This window comes from Dyella japonica DSM 16301, from assembly GCF_001010355.1.
Lineage (GTDB): Bacteria > Pseudomonadota > Gammaproteobacteria > Xanthomonadales > Rhodanobacteraceae > Dyella > Dyella japonica.
In genome coordinates, this window is record NZ_JPLA01000025.1 from 1 (window position 1) to 13,589 (window position 13,589).

12 protein-coding genes and 1 tRNA gene are annotated in these 13,589 nt (G+C 65.0%); 10 read left to right on the top strand and 3 right to left on the bottom strand.

Annotated features, from left to right (window positions below; genetic code table 11):
* Window positions 1-301: 301 nt before the first annotated feature.
* Window positions 302-378 (top strand) — tRNA-Arg (locus Y882_RS09925).
* Window positions 379-498: 120 nt separating this feature from the next.
* Window positions 499-1,365, top strand: a complete 867-nt coding sequence (locus tag Y882_RS09930; RefSeq protein ID WP_046971758.1) for an MBL fold metallo-hydrolase — start codon at window positions 499-501, stop codon at window positions 1,363-1,365.
* A 16-nt stretch (window positions 1,366-1,381) separates the two neighbouring features.
* Here Y882_RS09930 and Y882_RS09935 read toward each other — a convergent pair whose 3' ends face one another.
* Window positions 1,382-1,600: a CsbD family protein gene (locus tag Y882_RS09935; RefSeq protein ID WP_046971759.1), complete on the bottom strand. Its 219-nt coding sequence runs from the start codon at window positions 1,598-1,600 to the stop codon at window positions 1,382-1,384.
* A gap of 282 nt (window positions 1,601-1,882) precedes the next feature.
* Here Y882_RS09935 and Y882_RS09940 point away from each other — a divergent pair, with 282 nt between their 5' ends.
* Window positions 1,883-2,434 (top strand): HdeD family acid-resistance protein, encoded by a 552-nt coding sequence (locus tag Y882_RS09940; protein ID WP_046971760.1) that lies wholly within the window; start codon window positions 1,883-1,885, stop codon window positions 2,432-2,434.
* 62 nt (window positions 2,435-2,496) lie between these two features.
* On the opposite strand, the gene Y882_RS09945 is transcribed toward Y882_RS09940, so the two are convergent.
* Together Y882_RS09945 and queF are read right to left on the bottom strand one after the other, a co-directional pair.
* The gene (locus tag Y882_RS09945; RefSeq protein ID WP_046971761.1) at window positions 2,497-3,093 is read right to left on the bottom strand and encodes a hypothetical protein; all 597 of its coding nucleotides are present in this window, start codon (window positions 3,091-3,093) and stop codon (window positions 2,497-2,499) included.
* Window positions 3,094-3,228: 135 nt separating this feature from the next.
* The gene (gene queF / locus Y882_RS09950) at window positions 3,229-4,053 is read right to left on the bottom strand and encodes an NADPH-dependent 7-cyano-7-deazaguanine reductase QueF (RefSeq protein ID WP_046971762.1); all 825 of its coding nucleotides are present in this window, start codon (window positions 4,051-4,053) and stop codon (window positions 3,229-3,231) included.
* Window positions 4,054-4,200: 147 nt separating this feature from the next.
* Between queF and Y882_RS09955 the strand changes: the two genes are divergently transcribed.
* The 7 genes from Y882_RS09955 (at window position 4,201) to Y882_RS09985 (ending at window position 13,511) form a co-directional block, all read left to right on the top strand.
* Window positions 4,201-6,168, top strand: coding sequence for a M1 family metallopeptidase (locus tag Y882_RS09955; RefSeq protein ID WP_046971763.1), 1,968 nt, complete (start codon window positions 4,201-4,203; stop codon window positions 6,166-6,168).
* 163 nt (window positions 6,169-6,331) lie between these two features.
* On the top strand, window positions 6,332-8,518 hold the full coding sequence (locus Y882_RS09960; protein ID WP_046971764.1) for a penicillin acylase family protein: 2,187 nt from the start codon (window positions 6,332-6,334) through the stop codon (window positions 8,516-8,518).
* A gap of 450 nt (window positions 8,519-8,968) precedes the next feature.
* The gene (locus tag Y882_RS09965) at window positions 8,969-10,573 is read left to right on the top strand and encodes a S8 family serine peptidase (protein WP_046971765.1); all 1,605 of its coding nucleotides are present in this window, start codon (window positions 8,969-8,971) and stop codon (window positions 10,571-10,573) included.
* A gap of 189 nt (window positions 10,574-10,762) precedes the next feature.
* Entirely contained in the window at window positions 10,763-12,085 is a 1,323-nt protein-coding gene (locus Y882_RS09970; RefSeq protein ID WP_052949883.1) for a Xaa-Pro dipeptidase, read from the top strand.
* An 89-nt stretch (window positions 12,086-12,174) separates the two neighbouring features.
* Entirely contained in the window at window positions 12,175-12,642 is a 468-nt protein-coding gene (locus Y882_RS09975; protein ID WP_046971766.1) for a nuclear transport factor 2 family protein, read from the top strand.
* Between the two features lie 40 nt (window positions 12,643-12,682).
* A complete protein-coding gene (locus Y882_RS09980; protein ID WP_046971767.1) occupies window positions 12,683-13,033 on the top strand; it encodes a UBP-type zinc finger domain-containing protein in 351 nt (116 codons plus the stop codon).
* 61 nt (window positions 13,034-13,094) lie between these two features.
* Complete coding sequence (locus tag Y882_RS09985) at window positions 13,095-13,511, top strand: VOC family protein (protein WP_046971768.1); 417 nt, start codon at window positions 13,095-13,097, stop codon at window positions 13,509-13,511.
* Window positions 13,512-13,589: the final 78 nt, after the last annotated feature.

Sequence of the window (13,589 nt, forward strand, 5' to 3'; positions counted from 1 at the left end):
CCCCTGTGCGCGACCAACCTACGAAGAGGTACACCCCAGCGCTGCGGTCGCGCACAAGGTGCGCTCCTACAAGGGTGCGCACGCCGTGGGGTGGTCAACATTGCCGGTCGGCTCTTTGTGGGAGCGCACCCTGTGCGCGACAGGCCTACGGAGCGATACACCCGGGCGTGGCAGTCGCGCACAGGGTGCGCTCCCACAGACAGCGGGGCACGTCAGCGCATGGGCTCTCGCCCCCAACTCCGCTATACTGCGCCCTCGCCGTGCCCCGGAGCCCCGGTTCCATGCACGCGCCGACGCTTATGCGCCCGTAGCTCAGCCGGATAGAGTAGTGGCTTCCGAAGCCATTGGTCGGGGGTTCGAATCCCTCCGGGCGCGCCATCTTCTGACCCTGTACCTGCTCCTGCGCGATGCGCCGAGCGGGTCGCTATGGCTATTGGCCGCTGGCATCGCGATGCCTCATGCGTTCCAATGAGCCGCCATGGACACGAGTAGCAAGCCGTGCAGCGACCCGAGGTAAAGGCCTTCTTCGACGAGTCGACCAACACCTTCAGCTACGTCGTGGCTGATCCGGCGACGCGCAAGGCGGCGGTGATCGACAGCGTGCTGGATTACGACGCCGTCTCCGGGCGCACGCGGCGCGATTCGGCCAACGCCATGATCGACTTCGTCAAGGCACAGGGGCTGGAGCTCGAATGGGTCATCGATACCCATGTGCATGCGGATCATCTTTCCGCGGCGCCCTACGTGCAGTCCGTGCTTGGCGGCAAGCTGGCCATTGGCGAGCATATCCGTGAGGTGCAGGAGACGTTCGGCAAGATCTTCAACGCCGGCGCGGCGTTCCAGCGCGACGGCAGCCAGTTCGATCATCTGTTCAAGGACGGCGAGCGTTATCGCGTCGGCGGCATCGAGGCGGTGGCGATGCATACGCCGGGTCATACGCCGGCGTGCATGACGCACGTGATCGGCGATGCGGCGTTCGTTGGCGACACCTTGTTCATGCCGGACTACGGCACGGCACGCTGCGATTTTCCCGGCGGTGATGCGCGCACGCTATACCGATCCATCCAGCGGATATTCACCCTGCCGGACGAAACGCGCGTGTTCCTGTGCCACGACTACAAGGCGCCGGGTCGCGACGTCTTCTCGCATGAAACCACGGTGGGTGATGAGTGCCGGGCCAACATCCATGTGCGGGCAGGCAGCGATGAGGAGGACTTCGTGCGCATGCGCAGCACGCGCGATGCCACGCTCCCGATGCCGCGACTGCTGCTCCCGGCGGTGCAGGTGAACATGCGTGCGGGTCGTTTGCCGCCGTCGGAAGACAACGGCACCAGCTATCTGAAGATACCGCTTGACACCTTGTGAGCTTTGTAACTGTCGCTCAGCGCGAGCCCTGCGAGTGACATAGCTGCTTCTCGAAGGCCTTCACCTGCTGATCGGCCTTGTCGCGCGCGATGCCGTCGCGCTGCTGCAGCTTGCCCGATAGATATTCGGCATTGCCTTCGGCGATTCTCAAATCGTCCGCCGTGAGCTTGCCCCAGTGCTGCTTGATCTGGCCGCCGGGCTGCTTGCCACGGCCCTGGATAGTGGCCTTTTTCAAGGTGAGTCCTCGATGGATGGCCCATCGTGCAGTGCGTATCGCAAGACCATTCAAGCAAGCCACGGGTTAAGTGCACGTGCCATCCATGTTGTCGCCTTGGCCGGAATTCACCCCCTCTGAAGGCCGCTGAGACGGCATTCGCATTGCGTCGACACGCCGGATGCGTCGATGCTGTCTCGGACGCTCCCGCGACGAAGGGGACGGGCTGCCTGGTTCCTGCCTGGGTCGTGGGTGTCTGCGGGCCGATGTGCCCGCCATTCAACTTCAAGGAGGGTCGCGACTATGAGTTCCATCCTGCATCGGGGCGTCAGCCGCACAGGCTGGTTGCTGGTGTTCTACGGCGTCATCTCCATCCTGTTCGGCATCAGCGCGCTGGTGTGGCCCGGCGGCACGGTGATTGCGCTGACCTGGGCGTTTGGTGTGATGGCGTTGGCGGAAGGCATCATCAGCGTGTTCGCCTTGTTCAATCGCCACCTGGCGATGTCGCGCGGCTGGCTGATCGTCTATGCGATCGCCTCCATTGTGTTTGGACTGCTGGCGATCTGGCATCCCCTGGCCGTGGTCAACGTGCTGCTGCTGTTCCTGGCGGCGTGGCTGATCGTGGCGGGCATCTACCGCATCGTGTTCGCCATCCGCGTGCGCAAGGAGATCACCGGCGAGTGGATGATTGCCTTGAGTGGCGTGCTGGCCATCCTGCTGGGCGGTCTGTTCGCCGCCTATCCGGTGGCCGGCCTGCTCACCGTGGCGATCTGGATCGGCGTGGCTGCGCTGGTCTACGGCGTGCTGCAGGTGATCGCAGGCATACGCGTGCACAAATGGAAGCGTGCCTTGTAGCCCTCCCGCGCAGCCACAAAAAAGGCGCCGTAAAGGCGCCTTTTTCTTGCGCAACCACCGGCCTAGCTGCGTACTTCGAAATCTTCCGACGCCACGGGCCTGCCATTGAGCGAGATCACCACCTTGTACTTGCCCTTGGGCCACGCATTGGGGTTCTGCACCTTGAACGTGGTGATCGCGGGGCCGTCGGTGGCGATGGATTCGCTGGTGCTGCTGAAGGCCTCGTCCTTGCCGTCGACGTAGCTCCACTTGGCGTTCAAGGTGGCGTTGTCGGTGGTGCCGATGGTGGCCACACTGGCGTAGATGGCCTGGTCTTCCGGCGCGAAACGACGCTGTTCCTTGCTGATGGCATGTGCCGCGTCGACCTGGCTGCCCAGGGTGACGGCGGCCACCTTGATCTCGCCGCCGGTCTGGATGCTGGCCGACTTTCCGGTGGTCTCCGCGGGTGCGGGCGCCGTGCTGGTTGGCGATGGCGCGCTCGACGGCGCCGGCATCGGCGTACTGGCCGAGGGTGCCGGGGCGGCAGGCGCGGGGGCGCTGGACGCTGGCGCCGTGGGCGTGGTGTTGGAGGCTTCCTGGTTCTTGCCGCACGCGCTCAGCACTAGCAGTCCGGCAAGGGTCGCGCAGTACAAAGCCGTCTTACGTGGCTGGATATTCATGACTGACCCCGTGGCTGGTGGCGGACACGCACCCGGCGGATGATGCCGGGCGCCTTGCCAGTGGGAGGCTAGCTTCCACGGTCTGAAGCTGCGATTACCGTGGTTTTCTGCATCCACGCCGCCTTCACGATGGGCTTACTGGCGTGCACCGCGCGGATTGCCGGGACGCTCGCTGCCGGTGCTGCGATAAGGGTTGATGTCCAGGCCGCCGCGCCGCGTATAGCGCGCATAGACGCTCAGATGCTGCGGGCGGCAGCGTTCCATCACGTCCACGAAAATCCGCTCCACGCACTGCTCGTGGAATTCGTTGTGGTTGCGGAACGAAACCAGGTAGCGCAGCAGGCCGGCATGATCGATCGGCGCGCCGCGGTAATGGATCTGCACGCTGCCCCAGTCGGGCTGGCCGGTCACCGGGCAATTGGAACGCAGCAGGTTGGAGACCAGGCTTTCCTCGACCACGGGGGCATGCTCGTTGGTCATCAGATAATCCGCACGCGGCGGACCGTAGTCGTCGATCTCGATGGCCAGCTCATCCACCAGCGTGCCCGGTAGATCGGTGACGGCATGGCCGCGCGCCTGCGCGTGGCTCAGCGTCACTTCCACCGGGGCGCCGGCGGCGGCCGAGAGATCGCGCACGAGGATGGCCGCCAGGGCGTCGCCGCCGGCCATGCGCTCCTGCGAGAAGCCATTGAGATAAAGCTTGAACGACTTCGACTCGATGATGTTGGGCGAGCTGGCCGGTACGCGGAATTCGGCCAGCGCCACCACCGGCTTGCCACGCATATCCAGCCAGGACAGCTCGTAGGCGTTCCAGACGTCCTCGCCGTGGAACGGCAGGGGCTCGGCGACGCCGATCTCGTCGCGCTTGGCCTGGCGCGGGATGGGGAACAGCAGGGCAGGGTCGTAGCGGTCGGCGTAGACCGTGGTCTTGCCGAGCGGGGAATGTTCGGGGGTACTCATGGCGCCATTGTACCGCCTCGGGGGCGCGGCCCTGGACCGATCCGCATGAAGCTGCGCCGCCGTCCATGACCACTGACCCGGTTCATCCGCCGCCCCACTGCCTATATTGTCGGGTGGAATGCTGGGGAATCCCGAGGAAAACGCCTGATGAAGAAACTCGTCCTGGGCTGCGCCATAGCGGCGGGCCTGCTTGCGGCTGGCGCCCGCTGCGCGCCCGCCTTCGCCGACGGCACGGACGCCGCGTTCGATCCCCAGGCGCTGTTTGCGCCGCTCGTACTGCCCGACGCGCCCAACGCGTTCCGCGACGGCGCCGGCAAGCCGGGGCCCCAGTTCTGGCAGAACCGCGTGGACTATGCGATCCAGGCAGACATCGACCCGGCCTCGCACACGCTGCGCGGCGATGAAACCATCACCTATACGAACCGCAGCCCCGATGCGCTGGACGTGCTGTGGGTGCAGCTGGACCAGAACATCTATCGCCGCGATTCGCGCGGCACGCTCTCCTCGCCGCGTCCGCGCAACGATTTCACCGACGGCTACCAGATCGAAGCGGTGGAGGTGGACGGCAAGCCCGTGCACTTCCTGGTCGACGATACGCGCCTGCGCGTGGACCTGGGCCAGGCGCTGGCCGGCAACGGCAAGCAGGCCAAGCTGCGCATCCGCTATCACTACACCGTGCCGGGCACCTGGGGCGGCCGCACCGCCGTCACGCCCACCAAGAACGGCGACATCTACGAGATCGCCCAGTGGTTCCCGCGCATGGCCGTCTACGACGATCTGCGTGGATGGGATACGCAGCCTTACCTCGGCTCGGAGTTCTACCTCGAATATGGCGATATCGATTACGCCGTCACCGTGCCGTGGAATTACCTCGTCGCCGGTTCCGGCGCGCTGACGAACCCCACCGAGGTGCTCACTGCCACGCAGCAGAAGCGCCTCGCACAGGCGGCGCAGAGCGACAGCACGGTGATGATCCGTTCGCCGCAGGAGGTGAACGACCCCGCCAGTCGCCCGAAGCAGAGCGGCACGCAGACCTGGCGCTTCCACATGGAGCACACCCGCGACGTGGCCTTCGCCGCATCGCCGGCCTTCGTGTGGGATGCCGCGCGCATCAACCTGCCTGATGGCAAGCATGCGCTCGCCATGTCGGTGTATCCGCAGGAAGGCGTGGGCAAGGACCAGTGGAATCGCTCCAGCGAATACGTCAAGGGCGCGATCGAGCACTTCTCCTCGAAGTGGTATCCGTATCCGTGGCCGGTGGCGGTCAATCTTGGTGGCCACGGCGCGGGCATGGAATATCCGGGCATCGTGTTCGACGGCTACGACGACAAGGGCCCGATGCTGTTCTGGATCACCGCGCACGAAATCGGCCACACCTGGTTCCCGATGGTGGTGGGCTCCAACGAACGCCGCAACGCCTTCATGGACGAAGGCTTCAACACCTTCATCGACGTGTATGCATCGGACGCGTTCAACAAGGGCGAGTTCGCGCCCAAGCGCGATGGCGAGTACGCGCCCAAGGGCGGCAATCCGGTCGACGAGATCCTGCCGCTGCTGGCCGATGCCAATGCGCCCACGCTGATGGCGCCTGCCGATTCAGTTGCGGAGAAGTACCGCCACCCGGTGAGCTACTTCAAGGGCGCGCTGGGCCTGGTGCTGTTGCGCGAGCAGATCCTGGGTCCGGAGCGCTTCGATCCGGCCTTCCGCAAATACATCGCTACCTGGGCGTATCACCATCCCACGCCGTCGGACTTCTTCCGCTTCATGAGCAGCGAAGCGGGCGAGGATCTGTCGTGGTGGTGGCGCGGCTGGTACCTCAACAACTGGCAGCTGGACATGGGCATCAGCGCGGCCAGCTATGTCGACAACGACCCGGCCAAGGGCGTGCAGGTGACGCTGGCCAGCAAGCAGAAGCTGGTGATGCCCGCGACGCTGCGCATCGACTATGCCGACGGCAGCCACGAAGACGAGCGCGTGCCGGTGGAAGCATGGCGGCAGAGTGCGACGCCGAAGCTGGCGTTGCATACGACGAAGAAGATCGCGAAGCTCACGCTGGATCCGGAGCATAAGTTGCCGGATGCGGATCGGGGGAATAACAGTTACGCCATGCCGTGACAGGAACGCCGGACTTCACTAGCTCGTCATCCCGGCGGAAGCCGGGATCCAGCGCCTTATCCACGCGATAAAGCTAAGGCGCTGTATTCCGGCTTTCGCCGGAATGACGGAGTGGAGGACTGGACCGGGCCGTTGAACTCGAACACAAAAGACACCGAAGACCATGACCATCGGCAAGCGTCCCCTCTCAATCGCCGTCCTTCTCGCCCTCGGCTGCCTCGGCACTGCGCACGCAGCATCCGACGACACCTCCCGCTGGAAGACCCAATCCGCCGCCGTCACCATCACCCGCGACGACTGGGGCATCGCCCACGTGCACGGCAAGACCGATGCCGACGCCGTGTTCGGCATGGCTTATACCCAGGCCGAAGACGACTTCAACCGCGTCGAGACCAACTACCTCAACTCGCTGGGCTGGCTCGCGCAAGCCGAAGGCGCGCAGGCGATCTGGTCCGATCTGCGCCAGCAGCTGTGGATTGATCCGGTCGAGTTGAAGCAGCAGTACGCGAAGAGTCCGGCGTGGCTGCGCGTGCTGATGGACGCCTGGGCCGATGGCCTCAACTATTACCTCGCCACGCATCCGGACGTGCATCCGCGCGTCATCACGCATTTCGAGCCGTGGATGGCGCTGAGTTTCAGCGAGGGCAGCATCGGCGGCGATATCGAGCGCGTGTCGTTGAAGGATCTGCAGGCGTTCTACGGAAAATCCAGCGATGCCGTGGCCTTCGTCGACACGCCGTCGAGCTGGGCCGAACCCACTGGCTCCAACGGCATCGCCATCGCGCCGAAGCTCACCGCCGATGGCCATGCCTTGCTGCTGATCAATCCGCACACCTCGTTCTTCTTCCGTTCCGAGCTGCAGATGAGCAGTGATGCGGGACTCGACGTGTACGGCGCCGTGACCTGGGGCCAGTTCTTCATCTACCAGGGCTTCAACAAGCACATCGGCTTCATGCATACCTCGACCACCGCCGACGTGGTGGACGAATTTGCCGAAACCATCGTGCATGACGGCGGCAAGCTCGGCTATCGCTACGGCAAGGACGTTAGGCCGGTCACCGCCAGGCCGATCACCGTGCGTTACCGCAAGGCCGATGGTTCGATGGCGCAGCGCACGTTCACCACCTATGTCACCCATCACGGCCCGGTCGTGCGCGCGGAAGGCGACAAGTGGATCGCCACCGCGCTGATGAACAAGCCGATGGAAGCACTGGAGCAAAGCTGGCTGCGCACCAAGGCCAGCGACTTCGCCAGCTTCATGAAGATCGCCGAGCTCAAGGCCAACTCGTCCAACAACACCATCTTTGCCGATGACAAGGGCGAGATCGCGTACCTGCATCCGCAATTCATCCCCAAGCGCGACAACCGTTTCGATTACACCAAGCCGGTCGATGGCAGCGATCCGGCGACGGACTGGCAGGGACTGCTGCCGCTGGATGCCGCCCCGCATCTGCTCAATCCCGCCAACGGCTGGATCATGAACACCAACAACTGGCCGTACTCCGCGGCCGGCCCCGACAGTCCCAAGCGCGAGAACTATCCGCGCTATATGGACAGCGTCGGCGAGAATCCGCGCGGCATCCACGCCACCATGGTGTTGACGGACAAGCGCGACTTCACGCTGCCCTCGCTGATCACCGCGGCGTTCGATTCGTATCTGCCGGCGTTCGCGCGGCAGGTACCGATCCTGCTCAAGGACTACGACGCGCTGCCCGCCAACGATCCGCTGAAGAAGCAACTCGCCGGCCCGATCGCCTTGCTGCGCGGCTGGGACTATCGCTGGGGCATCGCCTCCATGCCCACCTCGCTGGCGGTGTTCTGGGGCGATACCTTGTGGGACAAGGTCGACAAGTCCGATGTATCCGAAGGGCTCTCCGTCTACGACATCATGGCCGAGCGCGCGGGGCCCCAGGCACGTCTGCAGGCGCTGGTGGAAGCGTCGGACCGTCTGCAAAAGGACTTCGGCAGCTGGGGCGTGCCGTGGGGTGAAGTCAATCGCTACCAGCGCATCAACGGCGACATCCAGCAGCCGTTCGACGACAGCAAACCCAGCATCCCGGTGCCGTTCACCTCATCGCGCTGGGGCTCGCTTGCCTCCTTCGGCGCGCATCGCTGGCCCGGTACGCGCCGCTACTACGGCACCAGCGGCAACAGCTTCGTCGCCGCGGTGGAGTTTGGCGACAAGGTGCGCGCGCGTGCCATCACGGCAGGCGGCGAGAGCGGCCATCCGACATCGCCGCACTTCAACGATGAGGCCGAGCGTTACACCACCGGCAATCTGCGTACGGTGTATTTCTGGCCTGAAGACCTGCAGGGCCACATCGAGCGCACCTACCATCCCGGGTCGTAATTAAGTTCGATAGGCGCAAGCGCGACGCCTACATGCATCGCTTGTGTGAGCTTGCTCACATAAGCGATGTCTACCTACGCCGGTGACGGCAATTATTTGCGATTCCTTCACCGGTGCCATGGGTCAATGCTGGGGTCGCCGATGGATGCGACGTGGCTGCGTGAGGGGATACGAAACGCGCGCCACCCATGAGAGAGCTACGTTGCCGGCTACCCTGGGGGCCGCCGGCGCGGTGAGCGTTTGCGTTGGATTCTGGGGTTACCGGTTTCGTTGAATCGCTGCGTTACGCGCGGCGCGGGTTGGCTTTGTCTTCGCGGCGGGTCATGGATGACTCCCGCGTCGCCGTAATCATCAACGTCGAAGGCTCGACGCATCGAGGCGCCGCCACGGTGGGATTCCGACAGGAGGTCACGGGATCACTTCGACCCAAACCAAGCATGGGGAGTTCGAATGGAACGTCATACTCACAAGCGCTGGCTGGTGGTTTCCCTGTTGATGGCATTGTCCGCATCGGCGTCTGCCGCCGATTTCGGCACGTCGCCGCCGCCTTCGGCCAATTTCGACGTCAGTCCGCTGCAGAGCGATCAGAGCTACAGCGGTTTCATCATCACGTACAAGGACGGCAGCGCCGAACGCGGCAACGCCGCCGTCGCGGTGCAGAACGTGGGCGTCGCCGTATCGCGCGCGAAACTGGGCGCGGGAACGCTTGCCGCGCCGCGTGCACTCACGGTGCGCTACGCGCGCAGGCTGGCCACCGGTGCCGATCTGGTGCATACCGATCGCGCACTCTCGGCGAGCGAGGCGGCGACGCTGATCAAGCAGATCGCCGCCGATCCCGCGGTCTCCTATGTGGAACCGGAATACATGCTCAAGCGCGTGGATGGCATTCGCCCGCAAGGCGCCGCCACTTTCACGGTGCCCAACGATCAGTACTACGGCGCCTATCAGTGGGATTACCTGGCACCCAGCGGCGCGAGCTTCTTCGACAACACGCTCAACGCCAACGTCGCCAACTGGGGCGCGGCCAATATCCAGCAGGCGTGGACGCTGGCCGATGGCACCGGCGTGACGATCGCCAGTCTCGATACCGGCGTCACCAATCATCCGGACCTCAATCTCTCGCTCGCCAACGCCGGCTATGACTTCATCACCAGCGCCGCCGTGTCGGGCCGCTCCACCAACGGTCGCGTGGCCGGCGGCTGGGACACCGGCGACTGGACCACGGCCAACCAGTGCGGCGCGGGTCAGCCCGCCGAGAGCAGCAGCTGGCACGGCACGCACGTGTTCGGTACCGCGGGTGGCGAGATCACCAACAACAGCACGGGCATGGTCGGCACCGCCTTCAGCGCGCAGGTGGTGCCGGTGCGCGTGCTGGGTCATTGCGGTGGCTCCAACGCCGACATTGCCGATGCCATTACGTGGGCGTCGGGCGGCAGTGTCTCCGGCGTGCCGGCCAATGCGCATCCGGCCCAGGTGCTCAGCCTGAGCCTGGGTGGATCGGGCACCTGCCCCGCGAGCAGTGCGCTGGGCAAGGCGATCACCGGCGCGATCGGTCGCGGCGCCAGCGTGGTGGTGGCCGCTGGCAACAGCAACGCCAATGCGGCGAACTTCTCGCCGGCCAGCTGCGCTGGTGCCGTCGTGGTGGCCGCCACCGGCGTCACCAGCACGCGTGCGTATTACTCCAACTACGGTTCGATCGTGACCCTGGCTGCACCCGGCGGCGGCGTCTACAAGAACGACGCCTCGAGCGGCACCCAGGCCACCACCGGCTTCATCTGGTCCACCATCAATGCCGGCACCACCACGCCGACCACGGCAACCTATGGCGGCATGGCCGGCACCTCGCAGGCGACGCCGCACGTGGCGGGCGTGGTGGCGCTGATGCAGAGCTATCGTCTTGCGCTCGGCAAGGCCCTGCTGACACCGGCGAAGGTCACCCAGCTGCTGAAGTCCTCGGCCACGGTGCCGCACGTCACGCCCAGCGGCAGCAAGCCGATCGGTGCCGGCATCGTCAACGCCTATGCCGCCGTGCAGGCGGCCGGCAGCCAGCCCTGATCGACGGCGGGACCGATGTTCCCCGCATCGGTCCCGTTTTCTGGTGGTCTGGCATGCGCCATCCGTCACGGGTGACGGATCGGCGTTTTACGGTAAGGTGCCGACAGGGGGATATCGCAAGATCGTGGCGCAATGCGCGGCGTCGGGCTGTCCGCCCACCGTCATCGTCATTGCCCACGGAGATGCTCCATGCGTTTGCTGCCCCTGTTTTCCGCCATCGTCCTAGGCCTGGGTTCGGTCGCTGCCGCGTCGGCAGACGATGCACCGGCACCGGCACCAACGCGTGTTGCCGTGCGTGCCGCGCATCTCGTCGACGTCAAGGCGGGCACCGTGCGCGACAACCCGCTGGTGATCATCGAAGGCGAGCGCATCACCGAAGTGCGCTATGACGGCCAGGTGCCGGCAGGCATCAACGTGATCGACCTGGGCAGCGCCACGCTGCTGCCCGGCCTGATCGACTGCCACGTGCATCTCACCGGCGACCCGGGCGAGGTGAAGGGCGATTACTACGAGGCCGTGCTCAAGCGCGGTTCGATTGATTCGGCGATCCTCTCGCCCATCTATGCCAGGCGCACGCTGGATGCCGGCTTCACCACGGTGCGCAACCTGGGTGCGCCCGACTATGTGGACGTGGCCCTGCGCAATGCGATCGATCGCGGCGACATCGCCGGTCCGCGCATGCTGGTGTCCGGTCCGCCGCTGGGCGCCACCGGCGGCCATGCCGACGACACCACCGGCTTCTCGCCGTTGATCGAATTCCACGGCGTCGAAGGCGTGGCTGACGGCGTCGATGCCATCCGTCACCGCGTGCGCGAAAACGTCAAGAACGGCGCCGACGTGATCAAGTTCATGGCCAGCGCCGGCGTGCTCAGCGCAGAGGCTTCGGTCGGTGCACCGCAGTACTCGCAGGAAGAAATGAACGCCGTGGTGGATGAAGCGCATCGCTGGGGCAAGAAGGTCGCCGCGCATGCGCACGGCGCCGAGTCGATCAAGATGGCCATCCGCGCCGGCGTGGACTCGATCGAGCACAGCAGCATGATCGACGAGGAAGGCCTCAAGCTGGCCAAGCAGCACGGCACCTATCTGGATTTCGACGTCTACAACGACGACTACATCTTGAGCGAATACGCCAAGAAGGGCTTCCCGGCCAGCACGGTGGAGAAGGAGCGGCTGGTGGGCCGCCTGCAGCGCGAGAATTTCCAGCGCGCGGTGAAGGCCGGCGAAAAGATGGCCTTTGGTACCGACGCCGGCGTCTATCCGCACGGCTGGAACGCCAAGCAGTTCGCGGTGATGACCCACTGGGGCATGACGCCGATGCAGGCGATCCAGGCGGCCACCGTCAACGCCGCCGATCTGCTCGGCATGACCGGCAAGGTGGGCGCGGTGGCGCCGGGCTATTACGCCGACCTGGTGGCGGTGAGCGGCGATCCGATCAACGATGTTGCGCAACTGGAACACGTGGGCTTCGTGATGAAGGGCGGCGCCGTCGACAAGAACGAGATCAAGCGCTGATCCGTAGCGCGTTTGTGGCAACCTTCGCGGGACGTGGATGTTACTCAGGCTAAGCTTGCGTATCGCTCAACCCGTCCCCGAGGTGTGCCATGGAAGTTCGTCAGCCTGTCCCTCCCTTCACGGCCGAAACGGCGGCGCAGAAAGTGCGCCTTGCCGAAGACGGCTGGAACAGTCGCGACCCGGTGAAGGTCTCGCTGGCGTACTCGCCCGATACCTACTGGCGCAATCGCGCCGAGTTCGTGCATGGCCGTGAGGAGGCGCAGGCCTTCCTCGCCCGCAAGTGGAATCGCGAACTCGACTATCGCCTGATCAAGGAACTGTGGACCTTCGCCGGCAACCGCATTGCCGTGCGCTTTGCGTACGAATGGCACGACGACTCCGGCCAGTGGTACCGCAGCTATGGCAACGAGAACTGGCAGTTCGATGAGAACGGCTTGATGACGCATCGCCATGCCTCCATCAACGATATGCGCATTGCCGAATCGGAGCGCAAGTATCACTGGCCGCTCGGTCGCCGTCCGGACGATCATCCCAGCCTGAGCGACCTGGGCTTCTGAGCGCCGTTTCCATCCATCGATCACGTCAAGGAGGCCACTGATGAGCCATGCGGATAGCGGCATCAACCTGGATGCCGAACCCAGCGGCGAAGGCTGCGTCGAATGTCTCAAGGCCGGCGGCTGGTGGCTGCATCTGCGCCGTTGCGCGCAATGCGGCCATATCGGCTGCTGCGACAGTTCTCCCAGCCAGCACGCCAGCAAGCACTTTCATGAAACCGGCCATCCGGTCATCGCCAATTTCGAGCCGGACGATCCCTGGTTCTACGACTTCCGTACGCGCCGGGCCTACGACGGCCCCGAGCTGCGTCCGCCCCATTACCACCCTCTGGATCAACCCACGCCAGGACCTCAAGGCAAGGTGCCAAGGAACTGGGAAGATCTCCTGCATTGAACACCACCCGCGCTTCCAGGCACGGGCCTGGCGCGGCCACATCGACGATGGATACGACCCCATGAACGACAGCAACGCACTGACCGCCGGCATCGATCATGTGGGTCTGACGGTGAGCGACATCGAGCTTTCCCGCGCGTTTTTTGTGCAATGCCTGGGCTGGCGGGTGGTCGGTGGCAACCCCGGGTATCCGGCCGTGTTTGTGTCCGACGGTACCTCCGTGCTGACGCTGTGGCAGGTCGATGGCGCGGATGGCCACCAGTCGTTCGACCGGCGCAAGAACATCGGCCTGCATCATGTCGCGCTCAAGGTCGCCAGCGAGGAAGCGCTGCATGCGCTGTTCGCCAGGGTGGCCGGGTGGCCCGGGGTGGAAGTGGAGTTTCCACCGGAGGCCGTGGGAAACCTGGGCAATATGCACGGCTTCGTGCGCGAGCCGGGCGGCACGCGGGTGGAGTTTCGCTACAGCGTGCCGGCCTAGCCGGCGGCGCGCACGCGCTTGCCGTTGCCCGTATTCCACGGGAGACTGGGCCACGCGCTGATACCAGCGCGCAGCGCT

Excerpts from the sequence above, each read along its gene's own strand:
- Y882_RS09940 (WP_046971760.1), top strand. The coding sequence starts at position 1,883 with ATGAGTTCCATCCTGCATCGGGGCGTCAGCCGCACAGGCTGGTTGCTG.
- Y882_RS09945 (WP_046971761.1), bottom strand. The coding sequence starts at position 3,093 with ATGAATATCCAGCCACGTAAGACGGCTTTGTACTGCGCGACCCTTGCC.
- queF (WP_046971762.1), bottom strand. The coding sequence starts at position 4,053 with ATGAGTACCCCCGAACATTCCCCGCTCGGCAAGACCACGGTCTACGCC.
- Y882_RS09955 (WP_046971763.1), top strand. The coding sequence starts at position 4,201 with ATGAAGAAACTCGTCCTGGGCTGCGCCATAGCGGCGGGCCTGCTTGCG.
- Y882_RS09960 (WP_046971764.1), top strand. The coding sequence starts at position 6,332 with ATGACCATCGGCAAGCGTCCCCTCTCAATCGCCGTCCTTCTCGCCCTC.
- Y882_RS09965 (WP_046971765.1), top strand. The coding sequence starts at position 8,969 with ATGGAACGTCATACTCACAAGCGCTGGCTGGTGGTTTCCCTGTTGATG.
- Y882_RS09970 (WP_052949883.1), top strand. The coding sequence starts at position 10,763 with ATGCGTTTGCTGCCCCTGTTTTCCGCCATCGTCCTAGGCCTGGGTTCG.
- Y882_RS09975 (WP_046971766.1), top strand. The coding sequence starts at position 12,175 with ATGGAAGTTCGTCAGCCTGTCCCTCCCTTCACGGCCGAAACGGCGGCG.
- Y882_RS09980 (WP_046971767.1), top strand. The coding sequence starts at position 12,683 with ATGAGCCATGCGGATAGCGGCATCAACCTGGATGCCGAACCCAGCGGC.
- Y882_RS09985 (WP_046971768.1), top strand. The coding sequence starts at position 13,095 with ATGAACGACAGCAACGCACTGACCGCCGGCATCGATCATGTGGGTCTG.